Annotated in this window: 12 protein-coding genes; 6 read left to right on the forward strand and 6 right to left on the reverse strand. The window is 67.6% G+C overall.

The annotated features are described in order from the left end of the window. Positions 1 to 47 precede the first annotated feature (47 nt). From ACZ6JS_RS28195 to ACZ6JS_RS28210, 4 genes are read right to left on the reverse strand one after another with little or no spacing between them, the layout of a single operon-like run. Positions 48 to 2177, reverse strand: a complete 2130-nt coding sequence (locus tag ACZ6JS_RS28195; RefSeq protein WP_469302018.1) for a DEAD/DEAH box helicase — start codon at positions 2175 to 2177, stop codon at positions 48 to 50. Beyond that, positions 2174 to 3508 (reverse strand): BREX system ATP-binding protein BrxD, encoded by a 1335-nt coding sequence (gene brxD, locus ACZ6JS_RS28200; RefSeq protein WP_469302019.1) that lies wholly within the window; start codon positions 3506 to 3508, stop codon positions 2174 to 2176. Before brxD ends, ACZ6JS_RS28195 begins: the two co-directional genes overlap by 4 nt. Next, positions 3505 to 6300, reverse strand: a complete 2796-nt coding sequence (gene pglZ, locus ACZ6JS_RS28205; protein WP_469302021.1) for a BREX-2 system phosphatase PglZ — start codon at positions 6298 to 6300, stop codon at positions 3505 to 3507. Before pglZ ends, brxD begins: the two co-directional genes overlap by 4 nt. After that, entirely contained in the window at positions 6300 to 10259 is a 3960-nt protein-coding gene (locus ACZ6JS_RS28210; RefSeq protein WP_469302022.1) for a BREX-2 system ATPase PglY family protein, read from the reverse strand. Before ACZ6JS_RS28210 ends, pglZ begins: the two co-directional genes overlap by 1 nt. 231 nt (positions 10260 to 10490) lie before the next feature. Here ACZ6JS_RS28210 and ACZ6JS_RS28215 point away from each other — a divergent pair, with 231 nt between their 5' ends. Beyond that, positions 10491 to 13784, forward strand: coding sequence for an AAA domain-containing protein (locus tag ACZ6JS_RS28215; RefSeq protein WP_469302024.1), 3294 nt, complete (start codon positions 10491 to 10493; stop codon positions 13782 to 13784). A 12-nt stretch (positions 13785 to 13796) separates the two neighbouring features. Here the strand turns inward: ACZ6JS_RS28215 and ACZ6JS_RS28220 are convergent, their stop codons facing one another. Beyond that, entirely contained in the window at positions 13797 to 14240 is a 444-nt protein-coding gene (locus ACZ6JS_RS28220; protein ID WP_469302026.1) for an ATP-binding protein, read from the reverse strand. Positions 14241 to 14395: 155 nt separating this feature from the next. Here ACZ6JS_RS28220 and ACZ6JS_RS28225 point away from each other — a divergent pair, with 155 nt between their 5' ends. Both ACZ6JS_RS28225 and ACZ6JS_RS28230 read left to right on the forward strand, forming a co-directional pair. Next, complete coding sequence (locus ACZ6JS_RS28225) at positions 14396 to 15241, forward strand: helix-turn-helix domain-containing protein (protein WP_469302027.1); 846 nt, start codon at positions 14396 to 14398, stop codon at positions 15239 to 15241. Next, the gene (locus tag ACZ6JS_RS28230; protein ID WP_469302029.1) at positions 15238 to 15423 is read left to right on the forward strand and encodes a DUF397 domain-containing protein; all 186 of its coding nucleotides are present in this window, start codon (positions 15238 to 15240) and stop codon (positions 15421 to 15423) included. Before ACZ6JS_RS28225 ends, ACZ6JS_RS28230 begins: the two co-directional genes overlap by 4 nt. A 61-nt stretch (positions 15424 to 15484) precedes the next feature. On the opposite strand, the gene pglX is transcribed toward ACZ6JS_RS28230, so the two are convergent. Then, a complete protein-coding gene (gene pglX / locus ACZ6JS_RS28235; RefSeq protein ID WP_469302030.1) occupies positions 15485 to 19222 on the reverse strand; it encodes a BREX-2 system adenine-specific DNA-methyltransferase PglX in 3738 nt (1245 codons plus the stop codon). Between the two features lie 148 nt (positions 19223 to 19370). Between pglX and ACZ6JS_RS28240 the strand changes: the two genes are divergently transcribed. The 3 genes from ACZ6JS_RS28240 to ACZ6JS_RS28250 are packed head-to-tail and all read left to right on the forward strand — an operon-like array spanning position 19371 to position 22719. Continuing rightward, complete coding sequence (locus ACZ6JS_RS28240; RefSeq protein WP_469302031.1) at positions 19371 to 19901, forward strand: hypothetical protein; 531 nt, start codon at positions 19371 to 19373, stop codon at positions 19899 to 19901. Next, positions 19898 to 21268, forward strand: a complete 1371-nt coding sequence (locus tag ACZ6JS_RS28245) for a KGGVGR-motif variant AAA ATPase (RefSeq protein WP_469302033.1) — start codon at positions 19898 to 19900, stop codon at positions 21266 to 21268. Before ACZ6JS_RS28240 ends, ACZ6JS_RS28245 begins: the two co-directional genes overlap by 4 nt. Next, positions 21265 to 22719, forward strand: a complete 1455-nt coding sequence (locus ACZ6JS_RS28250) for a hypothetical protein (protein ID WP_469302035.1) — start codon at positions 21265 to 21267, stop codon at positions 22717 to 22719. Before ACZ6JS_RS28245 ends, ACZ6JS_RS28250 begins: the two co-directional genes overlap by 4 nt. The last annotated feature ends 41 nt before the right edge of the window (positions 22720 to 22760 follow it).

The following is a 22760-nucleotide window of genomic DNA, read 5'->3' on the forward strand; positions in this document are numbered from 1 at the left end:
ACTGAGCCAAGAAGGCAGCCATCATGCGCCGCACCGATCCCTGCTGTTCAGACTGCAACGAATCGCACAGGCTCGCCCAGCACAACTGCGGCCTGCTCCACGTTCGCCAAGCGGGCCGAGAGTGTTGCCTCCGCCAACCTTGGAGGCAAGGCCTCGGCAAACTTGAGCCCCCGCACAGCGCGCTCGTCCACCGCGGGAAGACACAGCTTGGCAGCAGCGCCGTCGGTCCGCGCCTTCCAGACCACCGGGCTGACATCCTCACGCAACCGGATCCAGTGGTCGTTGATGCGCTGCCCCGGCACCGTCAATTCGTCGAGCGTGGCCGCCAGAGTCGCATTGGCCCGGTGTCCGGCCCACGTCCACCAGCGCATGCGGCCATCCGTATCCCTGATGATGAGGGTGCCACCCGGGTGCACGCGTTCCAGGAAGTGGTCACGAGCCTGACTCAGAGACCCCGTCGCTCTAGGCGTCAGCTTCACGGGCGGGTCGGTCCCCAGAAGCACTTCACGCACGGCTCGCGACACCTCGAAGGATGACCCCATTCCGAATCCGGCGCCGCTCCACTTCGCTTTCCCCCCACCATCCACGGGCTCCACGAAACAGCGCTTGCGCTTCCAATCGATGTAGGTGACGAGCCAGCTCCGGCCTCCCAGCAGCAGCCGTCGGGGCCCGTCAACCCGCTCTGTCAGCAGGCTGGGATCAGTTCGGCCGATCTCCGACCGGCCGTACAGCACGGTGAACTGAGGAGGCGCGGTGAACACCGCAGTGAGGTTCATGAAGTGGCGTTGCCCGAAGCGCCGTTCGGCTTCGGGGCCGATGAACAGCAGACCGCCGTCACGGTCGAGATAGCCCTCATCAACCAGGTGACGCACGATCGGCTCGGCCCCGCCCCCGAAGGGGCCGAGACCGCCCCACCACTCTTGCCATAGGTTCTCGCCGACCCTGTGCTCCTGAAGACAAAGCGCCAGCAGTTGTTGCGCAACGATGTGCCGTGGTTCCGGTGGAGCGGTCACCGGCTCCACCCAGCCTCGCGACCACTGGAGCAGTAGCCCCGCCGCCTCCAACAGACCAGGCTCGTCCAAGGCCAGGAACAGGCAATTGCGGGAGGTTCCCGGTCTCCGCCCCGTCCGACCCAGCCTCTGTAGGAAGGACGCGACCGAGGAAGGGGCGTCGATCTGAATCACCCTGTCGAGATCCCCCACATCGATGCCGAGTTCGAGCGTGCTCGTGGAGACGATGACGCAGTCGCGTTCCTCCGCAAACGCCGCCTCCGCCCGCCTGCGTTCGTCGAGTGACAGGGAGGCGTGGGAGAGGAAGGTGGTAATGCCCTTCGCTCGAAGCTTCTCGCCGATTTCCTCGACGAAGCGCCTCGACTCGCAGAACACCAGACGCTTCTCCCCCTTGTGCAACGCGGCAATGACAGTGGCCGCGTTGTCTAGGGAGCCCACGTAGTCGAGTTGAATGTCGCCAGGGGGAATGGGTGCAGCGGCTTTGCCTGCCAACAGGGCCGACTCCCTCAGGTGTGGGGCCACAACTCTGGCCGGGCGCTTCCCTGCGCCTGAACCCTGGAGCCAGGACAGCAGCTCCTCAGGATTGCCCACCGTTGCAGACAACCCCACCCTTTGGAGCGGTCGCCCCACGACCCGCTGCATCCGTTCCAGCACGGACAGCAGATGCCAGCCGCGGTCGTCGCCGGCGAAGGCATGCACCTCATCGACCACCACGGCCCTCAGCCCGGAGAAGAACGCTGCATGGTCGACGTTCGCACTGACCAGCATGGCCTCCAGGGATTCCGGCGTCGTGAGCAGCACGTCGGGACGGGCCGCCAAGATCCCTTTCCGTGCACCGGCGGTGGTGTCACCGTGCCAGAGGGCTGCGCTGCGCCCAAGCCAGGACGCGTAGGTCTCAAGCCGTGGAAGGAGGTTGTTGAGCAGTGCCTTGAGCGGGCAGACGTAAAGAACCGAGGTGCCGGTCCAGCGGTTTTTCGCCATCCGGGATAGCAGAGGAAAGCAGGCGGCTTCCGTCTTGCCACCTGCGGTGGGGGCGAGGAGGACCGCATCGTCACCCGCGATCAGCGGGGAAATCGCCTCCTGTTGGAGGGGCCGCAACCCACTCCAGCCGAGCGTGTTGACGACGTGGTGGGCCAGGACGGGTTCCAGCTCGTCGAAGGCGCTCATGGCAGTTCCAGGTGGACGTCGCCCGCGTCTCCCGCTGCCGCGTTGCGTTCGGTCTCGGTGAGCTCGGAAGCCTTCAGAGTGAGCGCGTAGTGCTTCCGGGGGTCGAAGTCGGAGAAATCATCGACGCGGTCAAGCACATCGGCGACCAGCTTGCGCAGGAAGACGCGGGGTGCCACACCGACCTTGCCCCCGAGGCCTCCGGTGACGGCCGCGGCGAGCTCGTCCACGTACGCGTCGTCCACCCGCTCCAGGACGCGCTCCGGGTGGCGGGCCTCATCCCGGTACAGCCCCCGTACCTTGCGCCCCAACTCTCCAAGGTGAGGCAGGTCGAAGCCTGGGAGACGGAGCTGGACCGCGCGAGGCGAGTCGAAGCGGGAGTCAGTGGTGAAATCGGTCGAGAGCCGCTGGGCGAGCGGGGCCAGCCGCTGCGCGCCCTGCTGGCCGTCGTAAAAGGCGGGCGTGCCGGTGATGACGAGGAACAGTCCGGGGAAGCGTCCAGCATCGATCTCGTCGAGCAGCTGCCGCAGGGCGTTGAGCCCCTTCTCGCGTACGTCGCCTCTCACCCGCTGAAGAGTTTCGATCTCGTCTAGGACGAGGAGCAGCCCGGGATGCCCACAGTCCCGTAGCACGGTGAGCAATCCCTGAAGGAATCCGAGCGCGGCAAAGTGGTCGAGATCCCCGCGAACGCCCGCCGCCTTACGAGCGGAGGCAGCCACGGATTTCTGTCCGCCTAGCCACGCGATCAGTGCTTCGGCAGTCGCTCCATCTCCGGCCGAGACAGCCGCGCGGTAGCCACGAAGAGCTGCGGCGAAGGCCGGCGTGGTCCGGGCGACGTCGGCCAACCGTCGCTCCATGAGCGTGTCGACTGCAGCGCCAAGTGCCATCTCATCGTCCTCGTCGACCTCACCCGCGTCGAGAACTTCCTCTTCAAGGGTGTAGAACCACGAGTCGACCACCGCCCGCAGCGCACTCGGCTGGTGCGTCGCCGTGGTCAGTCTTTCCGTCAGCCTGCGGTAAACGGTCTCCAGCCGATGCAGTGGTGTTTCTGTCTCGGAGATCTGTACCTCAGCCACGGCCAATCCGGCCCGCTTCGCCCGTTCAGCCAGCCACCGGGCGAAGAAAGTCTTGCCCGACCCGTACTCGCCGCGGATGGCGTGAAAGGCCGCACCGCCACGCGCCACGGTCGAAAGGTCGTCGTCGAGCGCCTCCTCGAAGCGCCCGAGCCCGACGGCGAGGAGGTCGAGGCCTGCCTGAGGAACAGTGCCGCGCCGGAGCGCGTCCATCACCTCGCGTCGGCGGACCGCACTCCCAGCGGCCGGGACGGCGGTCACCGGGCATTCCGTTCGGCCGGGAGGAACTGCGCACGCAGCAGTGCCTCGTCGAGTTTCACCGTGTGCCCTCCGTCGATAAAGCCGAGGACGGCGTATCCCTCGACGTTCAGCAGTCGCTGAAGGGTGGCGACGAAGCCCTCAATATTGCGCCGCACCCGACCTGTTGCCGAGATCGCCGCGGCCAGAGCAGCCGGGGACATGGTGCCGCCGGACCCGACCAGCTCGTTGATGACCGCAGCCACGACTGCAGCTTCCGGCGCCTTTCGGACGTACGCCTTCTGCGCCTCGTAGACCTCGCTCACCACCACGCGGTCGCCGAGGCTGTCCCCCGCAGCAACAGAATGCGGACCACCGAGCTTCTCCGATGTCACGACGTCGGCGTCGGTGAAGAGTTCCTCGGACTGCTGTCGCGGCTTGGTTGCCTTGGTCCTCGCCTTCGCGGCAGTTTCCGCCGAAGCCGTAGCGAGGAGCACCTCTTCCGTCGATGCTGTGCACGTCGCACGCCACCATGAAGGTGCCGATTGCTCCCTGGGCAGCAGGTCCCAGTCATCAGGCACCTCGCCCACCGAGGGTACGAGGGCCAGAACCGGCACGGTGACTTCGGCGAGGGCCGCGCCGCCGTGGTAGCCGGCCCGTCGGCCGGAGTACCGGATGTTCTCACGCCAGGGCACGGTGATCGATCCGTTTCCAGCCAGGACTCGGGGGCCCTGCAGGGATACCTCGCCAGCTCCCGCATCCGTGCCGGTCCGCCAACGCGCGGACTCAACAGGACCCGCCACTTCCGCCGCGGCCCTCCCGGGCTCGCGATCGAGTACATGACCGTGGTCGGAGACCAGCACCACGGGCCGACCGTAGCTACGGGCCGCGGCCAGCAGTTCGCGCAGGTACGTCACATCGTGCAGGGACCAGGCAGTGCGTTGGCCCTGCTGGCCCGAGTCCAGGGCGTCGTCGATGGTGTTGAGGACGACTCCGACAACTGCGTCCGAGGCGAGAGCAAGCAGCAGCTCCGGGGCGAGAAAGTGGCCCGCCTCCCCTCCGATGGACGCCTTGTGGAACAACCGGGCGTCCTTTCGCTTCTTACGCCAGAACGCCTTGAAGCCTGCCTCCTCAACCGACTGACCGCCAGAGGTGGCCGCTCCGGTCAGCAAAGAGGCACGGCTCGTCTGGGTCACTGAGGGAAATGCCGAGACCGCAGCAAGCCGTCGCGGCCCTGCGCCGGGCCTGGGGCGCGGCACGACCTCCCGCCAGCCCTCGCGTTCCACGTCCTCGCCGAGCTGTGCGGCAACCGCGCTGCTCATGCCGTCGAGCACGATCAGCAGAGGGGACGCTCCTGCCGACAGGGGACGCGCGACGGTCTCCATGACCTTCTCTACGACCAGGCAGTCACCCGGCTGCTGGGCCGTGGCATGGACTGCCCAGTCCGCCAGGTGCCTGGCGAAGGCCGCATCCAGCGCTTCGCGACGGGCCCGGCCGTCCTCGTACAGCGCCCTCAGGTGCCGTGCCGCCTCCGGATCGCCCCCGGGGTCGCCGGCCCAGAGCACCGTCAGCGCCCGGTCCACCCATCCCCAGTCAGCGGCATGCTCGGCCACGCCACCGGCCACGCTCGGGACGGTGGGGGTCGGCAGGCGCAGCCAGCGGGCGAGGCGGACGGCCATCTCGGCCACCCGCACCCGGTCGGGGTAGAGAGCGACCAGCGCATGCCCGGTCAGCTCGGCCAGTTCAGCTTCGCCGCCGTCCGGTGCCTGCCGGGCCGCCTCGATCGTTGCACTCAGGTGCGCCGCGAAGCCGGCGGGAAGGAATCGGCTGGTGGCCAGGGCAGCTGTCAGTCCCGCGTCACGAGCCAGTTCATCAGCCCGGTCGAGGATGGCGAACACACGCTGCCTGGCGCTGTCATTGCCACGCACTTCGGCGATCCAGCGGAGCATGGACCCTTCCACCGCGTCGGTGAAAGCCGTCAGTTCGGCCCGACGCGGCCGCGCCTGCCCAAAGAGGCCGCCAACAGCAAGGACCGTGTCCGGGCTGACAGCTGGATCACGCAAGGTCGCGCCGAGCAGTCCAAGTGCCATGGCATCCGCGCCACGGCCCGCCTCGGCCAGCGCGAGCAAGACGGGTACGGCCGGACCCGCGACCTCACCCAGCCACTTCTTCAGCTCCGAGCGCTCGGTCTCGCCCAGTTCGGCGAAGCGCTGAGGCCCCGCGCCCGTACGGGACCAGGCCAGCAGCGAGTCGGGGTCGAGCGCTGCCTCTCTGCCGGGGGCCGTGACGCCTTCGCGGTACAGGCCGAGACGTTCGACGACGAGTGCGCGCACCGCCGTGTCGCGGGTGAGCACTCCGGCAGTCCGCGGCCAGCCGCGGTCTGCGGGTTCGGCATCGACGAGTGCATCCAGCAGCCAGTCCTCGCGGTACATCCGCATGTCGAGCCCGGCAGCGCCGAACCGCTGCAGGACGATCTCGGCCTTGTTGACCGTGAGCGTGCGCCTGCGGATGGCGTGGCCGCGCAGGTCCCAGCCGAGCTGTGCGTCGTCGACTCCCGTGGTGAGAACGAGCAGACCGCCGGGGACCCCCTGGGCGCGGTGCTCGCGCCATGCATCGAGCAGCCCGAGCACCGACGACTCGTCGCGGACCCTGACCCTGCGCGGCTGCCCTGCCACGGTGGCCGTGAACTCGGCGGCCGCCCCCTTCGCGTACGTGCCGTGGACCAGCACCAGCGAACGCTCACGCAAGGCAGAGGCGTTCCGTTCCAGCAGCGCTTCGATGGTGCGCCGTCCGACCTGTGGCAGGGATGGAGCCATCAGTGCTGGGTCTCCTCGGTGTCGGCCCCGCGGGACCCGGCCTCGACGACCCGCCAGGAAATCTGGACCTGGGCACCGGGGTGGTCTGCGAGATAGGTCCGCAGATCGGCGCTGAGGTCCGCGACGGTAGCCGCGAGGCTGGCTTCCAGCCGGGTCGGCTCGACCAGGTAGCTGGCCCCGGCGAGGTGTTCCTGCGGACTGGTGGGCCGCGCGGGTACAGAGCTGGGTCCGTCCGTCTGGCGAGCCCCGCTCTGCTGCTCAACAGCGGGGACAGACGGGTTGCCGTGGGTCGTGAGCCGAACGTCTTCTGCGGTCGGCTCCGCGGGGCTCGGCGGCATGGTGGCGGGCGGCTGGGGCGCGGCCGGCTGCGCCGCCTGCGCGAGGCGGGTGGCCTCCCGCATGAGGAGCATGGCCGAGCTCTGGATGCCGCCGAGAACCGGCGCCAGCGGCTCGTCCGCGGTCTCGTGGCGGTTGGCCGTCTGCTGAACGGTGGCCACCAGGGCGCGGGCCCGGTCACCGACGGAGTCGTCACGGGTCGCCAGCTCGTGCACGGTGTCGAGCAGCGGCGGCCATTCCCCATCGGCAAGGGCATCCCGGACCGCGGGAGCCTGCTTGAGGGCGGCGCCGATCTCCTCATCGGCCACCGTGTACGTGGCTCGCGCGAGGTCCTGGAGCACGAGGGTCGGGTCGCTGCCGGGGCGCGCCACGCGCGCGATCAGGTCGGCCGCCGCCTTCAGGGACTGCATGCGGGGCGCCTCTGCACCACCCGGGCCGGCCAAACCCAGCCGGCCGGCATGCCGCTGCAGCAGATCGCGGGCGTCTGCCACGGCCTTGCTGTGCCCTTCGGCGACCTCGCGGATCTGGGTGGCGAGCTGAGCGACGTTCCGGGCGAAGAGGACCGGCGGCACCTGCTTGCCGAAGATGACCGCGGCCCGCCGCAACGCCGTGTCGAAGGTCTCCTCGTCCGGCAGCACGACCGCCCGCAGCCCATAGCCTGCGCCGATCTTGTCGAGGTCCGGCGCCTTGGGGAGGGTGGAGGTCTGGTAGATCCAGGTGCGGTCGTCGAGCAGCGCGTACGTGGCGATGAGCAGGTTGGCGACGTGGCGGTCGAGCCCCTCGAAGCCCATGTCGTCGATCCAGCCGCGGATGGTCTCCACCGCAAGGTCGTCACTGGGGTCCTGGGTCTCGGCGGCGCGCTTGTTGATGCGCAGCCGCCAGTCGTTGCTGACGTTGAGCGGCCCGTCGTGGACCTCGCCGAGGCGGAGCCCGTGGACGATCTTGCGAACCCGCTTGATGTGGTGGCTGTCGACCACCACACGGCGCGAGCCGTCCGCCATGGCCCGGGTGATCCACTCGAGAGTGATCTTCAGATCGCCGAGGGTGATGGCCTCTCGCTTGCCCAGCGGATCGAATTCGGGGTGCTTGGGGAAGCGCGCCGCGTACATCTCGTCTGCGAGCACGAAGAGGTTCTGCTCGAAACCGACCGCCGGCTCCGGCTTGGTCCGCTCGAAACCTCGCTGGAGCGAGACCAGGTGCTGCCCCTCGTGCACCTGGGCACCGACGACTCCCGGCTCGGCCTTGTTGATCCCGTACAGCTGGAGGAGCGCCTCGGTGAGGCGTTCGGTGAGACTGTCCCTGGACGCCTTGAGCTGATTGCGGATTTGAACGCGCTCCTCGGCGGGCCGGGTGGCCGTGTGGTCCTCCAGTCGGTCCCGCTCCAGCAAATAGTTGATCTTCAGCAGCCGGCCGAGCTGCCGTCCCGTCTGCTCAGAGAAGAAGTCCGGTACCCAGACGAGAACGGGCTCGTTGCGTCCCGCCCGCAGGAGCTTGTCGACGCGGTCGAGATCGTCGTTCGGCCCGTGCTCGCCGTCATCGAAGGGGTAGTCGAAGATGAAGCGGATGTGGGCCCTCTGCTCGGGGCTGAACTCCTCGTCCGGCAGGTGTCGGTCGCGCACGTTGCCGAAGACGAACTCCACCGTCCGCTTGGTGCCGCGCCAGACGATCTCCCGCTCGCAGACGAACGCCTGGGTGTCCTGGATGCCGAGCGCCCGCCACAGCTGATCCTTGATCCACTGACGGCGGTATCCGAGCTGGTCGGCGACTCCCTGCACCTCTTCGAGGAGCGGTTCCACATCCAGGTCGGACAGGTGGAGGTGGAAGACGGGGTCGCCACTGTCGCCCTCGCTCCGCAGCTCGCCGTCGTAGTCGACCTGCAGGTCCCTCAGCCGCTTGACCGCGACCGATCCGGCGTCACCGACGCGGGTGCGGATCTCACCGTGGTTGAGGGCTGCGAGCCGCCCACCGGTGAGCCGGGTCAGCGCCGGAACGTGGGGGGCGAGGGCAGCCAGCAGCAGCGTCTTGACGAGCCGGTCGTCGGTCTTGAAACGCTTGTCGTCCGTGGACTTGTACTTCTCCAGCAGGGTGTCACGCACGCGCTGGTGGAAGCGGTGTGCGATCTCCGACTCGCGGCGCAGTTTCGGCGTGAAGGCCGCGCCGGTACGGTCCGCGATGACGTCGTAGAGGTCGCCGAGCGGGATCAGCTCGCCCAGCTTGAGGTCCTCGCGGCGCCGCCGCAGCAGTTCCTGCACCAGCTTGAGTCCGGTGCGCTCGCGCTGCAGGGCACCCGACAGGTCGACGAGCACGTTCAGCAGGGCCGGCGAGAGCGGGTAGAGCTCACGGAAGTCGTCCCAGGTCGCCTCCGTGCGGCCCTGGGCGTCCAGCAGCACCTGGCGCACCTCGTCATTGGACGACTCGACAATCTTGAAGGCGTCGTCACGTACGGACTCCATGCCCGGCTTGGGCGCGAGGACGCGGTGCTTGATGATCTCGACGAGGTTGCTGTCCTCAAGGTCGACCACGTCGAACCGCTCGGCGAGGTACTCGATCTGCTGCTCGAGGTTCTCGACGTCGGCGCCCGCGACGTCAGTGCCGATGAGCTGGGACAGGTCGCGCTGGCGGGAGATGAACGACACGATCGGCACCGGGCGTCCGCTGTCCCCGGACTCGATCAGCTTGACCAGCTGCTGCACCTGGCTCCGGACGAAGTCGTGCCGACCCATGTTCGCCTGGAGCCACAGCACCAGCTCGTCAAGGAAAAGGACCACGCCGGTGTAGCCGAGCGACTGCGCGTGCTCGGAAATGATCTTGAGGCCGTTCTCCAGGGGCACGAAAGCCCCAGCCTCGCCGCGGACGCCTTGTGCGTACGAGGCCATGGGCCCCGCCAGCAACGCGGAGACCAGCTTCTTCCGGTCTGGGTCGTCCACGTCCGTCGCATTGAACGCCCGGTCGAAGTCCGCGCTGGTCCAGCCTCCGCCGGCCGGGGCAGCCCCCGCCCCGGCGTCGAAGGCGGGAATGTCGTCGGGATCTGCCTCCGCCGGTACCGCGTCGGTGGCGCCGAGCGCTACGGCGCCCTTCCCGAGCCACTGGAGGAACTTCGCGTCGTCGCCCAGGAATTTCCGCTGGGTCTGGGCATCGGCGAGCAGCGCGTCGGCCCGGTAGACCGGCGGCAGCGGCTCGTCGGAGTGCAGCTCGCGCACCGTGTGCACGTAACCGCCCAGCAGAGCCGAATCGAGGTCGGTGGAGCCCACCAGGTGGTACGGGACCATCAGGAACTTGCTGCGGTCCAACCAGCCCTTGTGGGGCGCGACGACCTCCATCAGGCGCGGCTTGCTCTTGACCGCCTCGTGGTTGTTGAGCACTGCGTGCAGGACGGACAGGAAGTGGCTCTTACCCGCACCGAAGGAGCCGTGCAGGTATGCGGCGTGCGAATTACCCGTGCGGACCGCATTCGAGACGATGCTCAGGGCATGCCGGAAGGCACCCTGGAGCTGCTCGGTGACGACGTACTCGCTGACCCGCGCGTCGGTCTCGCTGAATCCCTGGGAGAGCTCGATCTTGAAGTCGCCGGCGTGGACGTCTTCCTTGATGTCGATGACATCCTTCAGAAAGAGCTCGCTCATGGGCATCAGGCGATCAGTCCCTCGGTCGGTGGCGGCACGGTCGGATGGTGTGCGCCGTTTGGCGCACCTCAATCTTGCCAGGTCGTCGGCGCCCTGAACCCGGCTCCGACAAGATCCACGCCATCCCCGTCCCCGCACACGCGGTCACACCCTCTTGCCTGTGTGTCACTTCATGGCGGTGGGTAGATTTGCCGCTCCGGATGCGGGGGCCGCAGACAGGGGGACGCGTACGTGGGGTGGCGCGAGGAGATCGTCACGGCGCTCGGCGAGTGGATCAGCGTCGAAGGCGGCGCGGGCAAACAGCCCCGCTGGCAGCGCGTCGGCCGGGCGGCCCGCACCGGCGAGCCCGGCCAATACGCGGTCGACCTCCGCGGTTCCGACATCGGGCCGGACCAGCTCGACAACCTGCGGCTCGCCGGTCCGGAAAGCGACAACATCGAGGCGGGCGGTTTCGCGGTCTCGGAGACGGTACAGAATGGCTCCCTGCTGACGTTACGGGTGGCCGAGTTCGCAGACGTCCCCGACCCGCACCTGTGGATCCTCAAGCAGCCGCCCACCTTCCTGATCGAGGCGCTGCGCGACGGCATCTCCGCCTTGGGCGAGCACCCGCTGGCCGCAGCGCTGGCGGCCGGGAGCATCGGCGGACCCCCGGCCAGGGCTGCGGACCCGCCCGGTTTCCACCCCGCGCAAGGGGACGCCTACCGGGCCTGCCTCGGCGAGGGCGTGCACGTGGTGTGGGGACCTCCGGGCACGGGGAAAACCACAGTCCTCAAACGAGCCATCGGCGACCTGATCGCCCGGGGCGACCGGGTACTGCTGGTCTCGGCCACCAACATCGCCGTGGACAACGCCCTGCTCGGGGTGGTGCGGGAGAAGCGGCACAGCCCTGGTGACATCGTCCGGGTGGGCCCACCGCACCTGCGGGAGGTGGCCGAGGACCCCACGGTGTCCCTGCCGCTGATGGTCAAGACGCGGCTGGCGGATGCCGCCGCCCGACGCAGCGCAGTCGAAGCCGAGCTCGTCGCGGTCAAGAACCGGGCGGAGCAGCTCGCCGCCCTGGACAGCATTTTGGCTGGTTTCGACTCCTCCTCCTACTTCGCGGCGCTGAAACTGCTGCGCACCCCCGGCGAAGATCTCGTGTCGGCGCGGTCGCGAGCGGAGGAGGCCCGTCGGCGGCTGGCCGAGGCCGTTCAGCGGTACCAGGACGCGGTGGCGGAAGCCAGGACGGCCATCGCACGCCACAAGGCAGCGGATTCCTCCCGAGCTCAGTGGCGCCAGGTGGACCAACTGTCCGAGGAGGTCGTCCAGGTACGGAAGGCAGCGGAGGTCCGCGAGGCGGCGGCGCTGCTGGCGGAGGGTCGCTGTCATCCACTGCGCGAGGAGCTCGGGGAACTCGAGACCAAGGGCGCAATGGCGAAGTGGCGCCAGCGCGAAAAGATCGTCAACCTCCAGCAGCGGCTGATAGACGCCGAGCGATCTGCCGCATCGGCCAAGCAAGCAGCGCTGGATGCACGCTCCACTGCCACCATCCACATCGCGACGCTCGGCGCCCAGATCACGGCTCTGGTGGACACCATCCCGCTCACCCGGGAGCAGACAGACAGCCTCGAAGCTGACGCGCGCGCCCTCCTGGCAGCGGCGAAACAGGAAGAGCGGCACTGCGCCGCATGCGAGCAAGAGACGACCCGCACCTCTGAGGCCGCGGAACGGGCCCGGCAGGCTGACGACCTGACTCAGCGCGCCGAGAAGAAGGGCTGGCCCGCCCAATACGACCTGGCCCGCCGCCTACGCCCGGCCGTCACCTCCGACACCGCCCGCCGCCCCGCCCTGGAGAAGCAGTACCAAGAGGTCCAGGAGGAGTACGAGCGCCTGGCCCGCGACGCCCAGAGCGAGATCATCAAGGGTGCCAAGCTGGTCGCCACCACCCTGGCGCGGTTCCGGACGAACCGTGCGGTCTTCGAGGGCCCCTACGACGTCGTACTCGTGGACGAGGCCGGCGCCGCCACCCTGCCCGAGGTACTGCTCGCCACCGGAAAGGCCGGCCGGGCCGCCGTCCTGCTCGGGGACTTCATGCAGCTGGGAGCAGTCGTCCCGCGCGAGCTCAAGGATCAGAAACGCCCGGACATCACACGCTGGCTGCTCCCGGACGTCTTCCAGCACGTAGGGATCGCCGAACCCGCCGACGCCCAGGCGCACCCGGCCTGCGTCAGCCTCACCGAGCAGCACCGCTTCGGCCCGGCCGTGATGCGGCTGGCGAATGACCTCGCGTACGGCGGCGTGCTCACTGGAGGCAGCCAGACGCTCGCAGGACGCCCGGCCGACGATCCCGAGATCGTACTGATCGACACGGACGGGCTTCACGAACTGGCCAGGGCCCACCTGACCGGCCGCCGCAGCGGCTGGTGGCCGGCGGGCTCGCTGATCGCGCGGGCCCTGGTGGAGCTGCACCGTGAGCAGGGCGAGACGACCGGCATCGTGACGCCCTACCGGGTCCAGTCCGACGCCACCCTGGAGGCCCTGCGGGACGCCGAAGGACCGGGAGGGCGCGCGCTGGCCGAGGTCGGCACGGCGCACAAGTTCCAGGGCCGGGAATTCGACATCGTCGTCTTCGACACGGTGGAGGGCGACAGCGGCAACCGCGAGCTGTGGATGGCCAACGCCCATCGCCAGCCAGCTGCCAGTAGCTGGCCACGCGACGGCCTCCGCCTCTTCAACGTCGCCGTCACCCGGGTCAAGACACGGCTCTACGTCATCGCCAGCGGAGAACGCGTCAAGAACGCAAAGCCGGGGACCGCCCTGGCCCAGCTCGCCGCGCTCATCGGCACCACGGGCGTGCGGGTCTTGCACGCCAAGACGCTGATCACTCCGCCGCACGCGCCTACGACCTTCCGGGGCGAATTCGGCCAAGCGCTCGCCGAGGTACTGAGCCGGCACGTCGAGGTGACGGAGATCGACGACGAACGCGACTTCTACCGCACGTTCACCGGGGAGATCCGCCAGGCGCGGCAGTCCCTGTGGCTGTGGGCCCCCTGGGTCGCGAAGCGAGTCAGCTCCCTCCTGCCCGAGCTGCGGGCCGCAGCCGACCGGGGCGTGCGGATCACGGTCTTCATCCGCGACAACACGGACCAGCTCCAGAAGAAGTCGGCCAACCAAGCCCTGATCGCCGACCTACGCGCCGTGGCCCACACGGTCGTGCCGATGAACGTCATACACCAGAAGATCGCGGTGATCGACGAACGGACGGTGATGCTCGGCAGCCTCAACGCCCTCTCCCAGAGCTGGACCCGGGAGGTCATGCTGACGATGCGGGGCGCGCACTTCGCCCGGAAGCTGCTGGAGCACCAGCACGCGGCGACCTTCGCGGCCCCGCCGAAGTGCGGACGCTGCAACGGTTCGGAAATCGAGATCCGGCGCAGGCAGAACGACACCTGGTTCTGGCGCTGCTACGCCACCGCCTGCAAAACCACGCCGAAAGGCGGGACGAACGCCTGGACGCAGAACATCAACCTGGGGCGGGGGCGCTGAGCAAGCCGCTCCTCAGCGGCGGCGCACCGGGCACTCCGCCCAGATGGTCTTCCCCGGGCCGCCCCGGTCCCGTACTCCCCACCGGGTGGCGAGCGCCTCGACGAGCACCAGGCCCCGGCCGCCGTCGGCATCGCAGGCGGCGGCCGGGGCATCCGGTGCGGGCCGTCGGGGGTGGGTGTCGGACACCTCGATCCGTACCTGAGAGGCCTCGGCATCGAGAAGCAGCCTCAACTCGAAGTCGCGGCCGGGTACTCGCCCGTGAAGTGCAGCGTTGGCGCTGAGTTCGCCGACGACGAGCGCGAGCGCGTCAAAGGCCGCAGAGCCTCGCGGAATGCCCCAGTCGGCAGCCTGTTGCGAAGCGAGCAGCCGGGCGAGGCGCGCGCCGCGCCGGGTGGCGGAGAAGCGCTGGGTGAACGTACGTACGGTGACGGGCACTTGGGTGGCGGAATGCGTCATGGAAGTCAGCGTTCCGGGCGCGGGTACTGGTCGGCAGGGCCGACACTGGTACAGATCACCCTGTACTGGTTCACGCACTGGACTGGGTGTGTCACTGGCCGTGACCATGGGGTGTCGGGTGGGTGGGTGGCGTGCGTGCGGAGGGCGGCTGTGTCATGACCGTGGACAACGGCGGCGGTGCCAACGGTGAACCAGAACTCTCGGACAGCCTTAAGACCTTCGGGGCTGTCTTGAAGGCCCTGCGAGACGAAGCGGGACTGACACAGGAAGAGTTCGCACCTCGGGTGAGGTACTCGGCGCATTACATCGCCAAGATTGAGCAGGGTAAGCGGTTCCCGCCAGGCGACTTGTCGCAGCGGGCGGAGGAGGCGTTGGGGGTGGCAGCGGCGCGGGTGCTGGGGGCGGCGGCGCGGAGTCTGACCCGGAAGGCGGGGTTGGCATCGCGCTTCCACCAGTGGGCAGGGATCGAGGAAGAGGCGGTGTCGCTGTACGCATACGAGTGCCGAGTGATTCCTGGGCTGTTGCAGCCGGAGCCGTACATTCGGGCCGTCTTCCAACGGCACCTGCCGCCACTGACGGAGGACCAGTTCGACCGCCAGGTCACAGCCCGCCTCGCCAGGCAGCAGCTCTTGGTCGAGCGCCCGAACACGACTTTCTGCTTCATGATCGAGCAGGCCTTGCTTGAGCGGCGCTTCGGAGGCGCCGACGTGACGCGGATGGTCCTGGACAACCTGCTGGAGCAAGGCCGTCGACGCAACGTTGAGGTGCTTGTCATGCCGTTGCGGCAGGAGGACCACTCCGGGGCCGAGGGGTCGATGTACCTGGCGGAAACAGCCCGCAACCAGTGGCTCGGCTATGTCGAGGGACACGACAGCAGCACTGTGATCAGTGACCCCAAAGCCGTCAGCCCGATGCTTCACCGCTATGGCAAGATGCGCTCACAGGCTCTGAGCCGTCAGGCCACCGCGAGCCTGTTGGAGCGGATGCGAGGAGCGCTATGAGCACCACTGAACTTGCATGGTTCAAGAGCAGCTACAGCGGTGGCGGCGGCGACAACTGTGTCGAGGTCGCTGTGTGCCCCGAGACCATCCTGGTAAGGGACTCCAAGGACGTCGAGCTGCGGCCACTCGCGGTGTCTCGCGAATCGTGGTCGGCCTTCACCGCGCACGCGCGCATCTCCTGAAGACACTTCACCGGGGCGAGGAGCGCCCAGGCGGCGCCTCCCCACCCCGCCCCCGCGGAATCTATTCGTCGAGCGAGGCCTGGCGCACGGTCCTCCGCCCACCAGCCTTCTTCACCGGCCGCCAGGCGATCAACTCGGCCTCGCTCACCTGGTGCTTGCGCATCTGCCTGTCGTACTCCGCCGTGAGCTCCTCGGCCGGCGAGGCGCCCCACTCCTCGTCCTCCTCGCTGTGCCACTGGACGACCCACGGCATGACCTCGCGCAGGCCCGCCAGCAGCGGGACGAGACGCTCGGTGTCCCAGGCGTCCCGGACGTCACGCGCCTTGAGCAGGTCGAACAGAGCCTCCGCCTGATCCTTGTGATCCCATCCGGCCCAGCCGAGCATCAGCGTCGAGTCAGCGTCCGGACCGGCCTCGGGGTACGAGATGAACCGCTCCTTGGGCACGTCGAGCTTGCCGCGGTTTGACCAGTAGGACGCCTTGAGGAAGTCGGAGGACTTGTACTTGACCGGCGGCTCGATGTCGAGACGCTGCCCGGTCCGGTCCTCCTTGCGCTGCAACTCCCAGACGTCCTCCCACTCCTTGCGCGTGCGCAGACCGGAGTCCTTGTAGCGCATGGCGGCGAGGTACGGCACGTGCTCGTCAGCGACAACCTCGGACAGCACCTGCGTGAGCGGCAGGTCCGGCTTCTTGAGGTGATCGCGGGCATAGAGGGCGGCAACGGAGGTGAAGTCCTCGTCCGTGCTGAGCCGGTCGGCCAGGTTGTTGACGGTCATGGGCCGCGGCCGACGCAGCCCATCACGCACCTCGTACCAGAGGTCGGCGCTCTCCATCCGGTCAAGCAGCCACGTCCGGAGTGCGGCCCGCTCCTTCTTCTCCCACGACTCGGCAGACCAACGCCGCTTGTGCTCGGGGCGCTCGACGAGGCCGATGCCCTTGGGGTTGCGGTTGATGAGGTCGATGCGAGCCTGGACGATCTCGCGGTACCAGTCGGGCCAGTGGGCCGGAATCTCCGTGATGGGTGTCGACCCATGCCGCGCGAACCACACGGTTTCGGTCTCCCCAGCCGCAACCTTGCGCGCAAGCATGATCTCAAAGGCCCGCTCGCCTAGTTGGACCCCGGGAACCTCGTCGCGCTTGACCGCGGGCACAGTCGTCCGCACCATCTCAGCCTCACCAAGCAGCCCATACAGGCCGTACACCTGCCAGTCCAGCTCCTCCTGCATCGCAATCATCTGCTGGCGAACGCTGGAGTACTGGGCGCATGCCTCGTCGAGGGAAGGGCGTGTGAGCATCGCAGACTCCGCAGCTCTATAGAGCTCCTTGCTAGCAAGCTGCTTGGCTAGCGCGTCGAGCCGACATCCAAGCTCAAGGGGCAGCTTCTCCGGAATGGGGAACTCTTGAAGCTTCGTCCCCGTGAACTCGTACCGCTCTTCCCACCCCTCGTCCTGAAGGCCACGTCCCAGACCACTGCCGCCCTTCGCCTGGCTGACCTGCTTCAGCCAGAAGCAAGCCGTCGATGAGTTGAGAACGCCCAGCAGCTCCAGGTGGCCATCCTCTCCAGCGCCAGCCGGAAGCTTGACCACTGGCGCGGACCTGTTAAAAACTCGCCCGCCTCGGTCTAGCACAAAATGATTGTGCGTAGCCACGAACGCAAAGGAAATCGAGAGTGGCGTCCTGAGCTTACTGCGCGTAAGGCGGCCGTACTCCGACCACTTAAGGCCACCCTCAACCTTCGTTTGTCGCCCGAACAGAAAATTGTTCGACACAGTAGTTCGGCAAGGCCACATCAGACGTAGGAGTGGCGGTACCTCCTCAACATCTACCGATTCGAGGTCCAGTCCATACGGAAACAGCGAATGATCGAAATCTCCCGCCCCCCAGTCCCGCAATAGATCTCCCGTGACCATCGGACGCGTCCATGGCTCCCCGATCCCGTGGCGCCTTGCACTACGCTCAGGCAGCATATAGAGATCATCCTCCAGCGTGAAGCTGGTGATTCCCAGGGATTCAGCGCCACCCAGGAGGCGCATTTTTGCCGCACCCTCGACACGCGCAAGCAACGCCCCCGCGCCGCCGCCGCTGAGCGACCACGGATGGCTGACAAGGCCCCGGGACTCCATATCCTCAACAGAGATCCAGTCGGACTCGCTACCAGGTCTTGCGACCTGCTCGACGATTGCACGCCACACCGATCCCTGCGCCGCATCCTCGGGCTGAGTGGGCTCCCCCCTCACACCCAGAACAGCACGAACAATCCGATCAGGACTCGGAATCCTGTTCCGCCCCACGAGGATGACAGTAGGCGTTCCATGTCCCGGAATATAGGCGCCAGACGAGTCAATTACGTGCGAGAGCTCAACACGCCCAGCAAAGAAGTTCTCAATGAGTCTCTTTCCGAACTCACGCTTCATGAAGGAGTTGGCGGTGATCTGACCGACGAACCCACCACCGCCCCTCACACCGCCCGCTCCCTTCACGGCCAGCTCAAACAGCCTCTGCGCGAACGGAACAGACAGTGCATATTTCCCGGAGCACGCGTCGTACGACAGTCGGTAGTTCTCGTTCTCCTGCTTGTCCTTCACAGTGATGTAAGGCGGGTTCCCCACCACTACGTGGTACGATCCCCGCCCCAGCAGGTCGACCTTCTTCGCGTAGCCCCAGACATCCTCGGTCGAGTACGCGAACGCCCCATCCTCACGCCCTTCCGACATCTCTGCGAACAACGTGTCCAGGTCCGTCTGGATACCCGCCGCATCGCGCCCGTGTAGCAGCGAGTCCCCCACAGCCACGTTGATCGGGAACGGAGGCGCGTCCGCCAAGCGCCGCTCGCCAGCCGCCCTCATCGCCGCGACCAACAGCCGGAACCGGGCAATGCTCACCGCGAACGGGTTCTTGTCGCAGCCGTGGACCGACTCCAGGGAGCGGCGGACCAGGGTCCACACCGGGGTGCCCGGTTCGGCGACACGCCACTTGTCCATCAGACGATGGAAGATGCCCAGCAGGAAGTGGCCCGAGCCGCACGCCGGGTCGATGGTCCGCAGGCCCCTGCGCTCCTCGCCATCCGGACCCGTCCACACCGGGTCGAGGCCGAACTCGTGGTCCGCAACCGCCGGCTCCAGCGTGAGGTCGAGGATGAACTCCTCCACGAACTCCGGAGTCTGGAGCAGCGCGTACGTCTTACGTGCGTGCTCGCTGAGGTCCTGGTACAGGTCGCCCAGGAAACGGGTGTCCCACTCGGGGTCGGTGAAGTCGTAGCGGATCTCGCCGTCCGCGCCCCACCGGCGCCAGAAGGACAGCAGCTCCGTAGCCGCTTCGTACCCCGGGGTGATGTCCCACAGCGGGTTGTGCGCGGGGTCGAACAGACCTGCCGTCGTCTTATTCGTCCTCGCCAGGTGATCGAAGGCCTCAAACAGCCAGTCTCGGTTGTTCTTCTCCGGGTGCTCGCGGAAGTACGCCTCGTGCCGCGCCTCCGCCAGCGCCAGCCGCTCCCCCGGGCCGGCGATGAACGGATCGTCGATCAGGCCGTTGTCCTCGCAGAAGCGGACGAACACACACGCCAGCACCCACGCCGCTGCGGACTGAGTGACCCGCTCGTCACGCCAGGACTCGTACCGGGCCGCGGTACGCCGAGACTCCAGCGCCTGCTGGTACTCGGCCTTCAGCCGCCCCCGGATCTCGGACTCGGACTCGGTGCACTCCCGCAGGTCGTCTTCAAGGCCCACGACCAGCCGCTTCAGATCCTTGACGAGATCCTTCAGGCGCTCCGCCCGATCCACACTGGCCGCGATATCCGTCACTGTCCGCTTCCTTCTCGCCCCACTGCGTCACCCAGTCGCATGGCCTGCGCTGGGGATACCAATCCTGCCAGCCTACGGCCCGCCTCCAGGGCCCACGCTCACCGCGAAACTCCCCCACCCCGTTGATCACGTAGATAAGGTGATCAACGTGACGGCTGCCACCTCTACGCCCCCGCGCCCTCCCGCATTCCTCGCGGCCAGCAGGCACCACTTCGACACGGCGAAACTCGCCAGCGACAAGCAGCTCCGGATATCCGCCGATCACTTGGCAGGGATCGCGGCAGAGTGCGCGATCAAGGCCATCCTCGTGGACTACCTGGGATCCGTGATCAAGCAGTCCGGCAAGGCATACCACCCGGAACTGAAGGCCGACGCGAAGAAGCGGATGGAGAGCGAAGGCCTGGAAAAGATGCCTGAGAAGGACTACTGGCATGGCCACCTGCCTGATGTATGGGGCCACTTCACCTCCGTGATCCAGCGACGTCACGCCCGAAGCGCCGGTCCGGATTTCAGCACACTGCTCGGCCAGAACCCGTTCGACGGCTGGGACGTTGCGCACCGGTACTGCGATGATGCCGAGATCACCGAGACACTCCTCGCCCAGCACCTCCAGGCGGCCCGCATCCTCATCGCCGCCCACGAACAAGCCCGCAAACTAGGAACCGGCAGAATCGCATGAGCACACCAGCCAACCGCTTCGACACCGCGTGGCAGGCAGCGCTCGCGTATGCCGCCCAGATGGCGGCTGAGCACGACAGGGACGTGGTCCTCACCCGTGACCTGCTGGGCCGGGCCTCGCTCCTGATCGACGACCGTGAAGCACCCCTCGCAGCCGACGCTCCCTGGCTCGCAGAGGCAGCGACAGCCTTCAGCGAGGCCACCCACCCCTTCACCGGTCTCGACCCGCTCCAGACCGCCAGTGAGCTGTTCGCCCCGGAGCTGTTCTTCGACGTTCCCGATCTCGTCGAAGTGACCGCTCCGCACGAGGGCTCAGGACGCGTCTCCACCCTGGAGCGGACGGTCGTCGGCGGCGACTGGGCCACGGTCACGGGCACCGAGTCCGAGCCGCCCCAGACCCGCCAGACTCGTCGTATCGCCCTCTACGGATTCAAAGGCGGCGTCGGACGCTCCACCGCCACCACCGTGCTCGCGCGCAGTCTGGCCGAGCGCGGCCTGTGCGTACTCGTCGTGGACCTGGACCTGGAATCCCCCGGTGTGTCGAACCTGCTCGCCGAACCTGGCGCCACTCCCGCGTACGGCATCGTGGATCATCTGGTGGAGTCTGCCGTCGGCAACGCGGAGGACCTGGAGCTCGTGGCACGGGCCTCCCTCGACTCCCCCAAGCTCGGCAACGGCGACATCTGGCTCGCTCCGGCCGCCGGTACCACGCGGCCCGGGTACGACTACCTCGCCAAGCTCAACCGCATCTACACCGACCTACCCGCAGCCGTCCTGGGCGGAACGCCAACGCCCTTCGCCGCCCGCCTTGAGCATGCGATCGCCGCCTGCGAGGCGCAGGTGGAGGAGAAGGCACGGCGCCCCGATGTCGTCCTGCTCGACAGCCGGGCCGGCATCCACGACATCGCAGCAGTCACCTTGACCAGGCTCTGCGACCAGGCACTGCTCTTCGCCGTGGACAACCCCTCCACCTGGGAGGGCTACCGGATGCTCTTCGAGCAGTGGCGGCGCCAACCCGCACAGGCCCGCCTGCTGCGCGACCGTATCCGGATCGTGGCGGCGATGTTCCACTCCGCTGGCGACATAGATCGCCTGAGCACCCTGCGCCGCAACGCCTACGACATCTTCATGAAGACGCTCTACAACCTGCCCGGCGACGAGGACGAGGAGCCCTTCCTCCCCACTAAGGGCGACGTCGACGACAAGCCGTACGCCCCGATCCCTATCCTCTTCGGCAATGACCTGGTCGGCCTCGACCCGCTGCGCAGTAGGAAGTGGCCTGAGCTGCCGTTCGTGCGTGCCGCGTACCGCGAGTTCGTCGACACGGTGGAGATCATGGTGCAGGACATGTACAAGGAACAGTCATGAACGATCCCGCTGTCCAGGCGACCCGGAACCTGCTGAAGGAGGCCCTGGCGCCCGCGCCCGATGCGGACACCAGCACGCCGGACCTACGCACCATGTTCACGCCGTCCTCGCACCGTCTCGCGCTGGACCCTGACGTGACCGTTGTCCGTGGTGCACGCGGCACCGGCAAGACGTACTGGGCGAAAGCCCTCACGGATCCCGACCTGCGCAAGGTCGCCGCTAAGTCGTACATGATGCCACGCCTGGAACGCACCGACGTGATCACGGCGTTCGGAGGCAACGATCCGGTACTCGGCGGCAAGCGGACCATCGCCGACCTCGTCAAGGCCGGTGTCGAACCCCGCGACTTGTGGTCCGCCGTTGTCCTCATGGCGCTCGGCCAGCCCGAGGTCCAGGGACTGGAGACGTGGACCGAGCGCATCGAATGGACGCGACACAACGGTGAGAAGTACGAAGCGGCGCTGCGCCGAGCGGACCGCGAGACACGTGACCAGAAGCAGACCCTGATCCTGCTGTTCGACACGCTCGATCACCTGCACCACGACCGCCGACAGCTCGATCTCTTGCTGGCGGGACTGTTCGAGGTCGCCCTGGAGCTGCGGCTGACGCCGGGCGCCTTGCGTGCGAAGATCTTCGTACGGCCCGACATGTACGAGAGCGCGCCGCGAGACTTCGCAGACGCTTCGAAGCTGGGTGCCAATGCGACCGACCTGAGCTGGAGCCGGGAAAACCTGTACGGGCTGCTTTTCCACCGGCTCGGCAACCACACCAGCAAGCAGGCGGAGGAATTCCGTCGCGACACCGGCACCTGGAGCGTCGAGGGGCCCGGTCGGTATGTCGCGCCCGTTGACGTAATCGCTGACCAGAAGCGCCAGGAACAGGAGTTCATCAAGCTGGCCGGCCAGTTCATGGGGACCGACCGCCGCAAGGGCCATACCTACACCTGGGTCCCGAACCACCTCCAGGACGGCCTGGGACGGGTCAGCCCGCGGACCTGGCTACTCACCCTGTTTCGGTCCGCGGAGCTCACTGCCGAGAGGTGGGCCAGTCACCCGACCCCGCTGCACTACGACGCCATACGCGAGAGCCTCAGCAACTCGGCATCCCTCCGGGTGGACGAGCTGAAGGACGACATCGGTTGGGCAGCGGCCGCTGTCGAAGCTCTCTCCGGAACTCAAGTGCCGATGGAGCGCTCCGCCGTTCGGTTTGCCTGGGACAGCAAAGGGCTGCGGACGGCAATCAGCCAGTTGGTGTCCGATGGCGAACGCGGTAGTGGTCCCCGAGGGCGCGATAGCGAAGGGGCACTCGTCCATGCTGAGGTCATCCGTGAACTCCTGGACCTTGGCGTTATGACCGAGCGAACCAACGGGGCGATCGATCTGCCGGACATCTACCGGCTCGCCTTCAACATCGGCCGCAAGGGCGGCGTGGCCCGCAAGCCTGTCATCTGACCGGCCGGATGCAGAACGACGGAGGTCCTCTCCCTGGCCGA

The organism is Streptomyces sp. NPDC046349 (assembly GCF_055587885.1).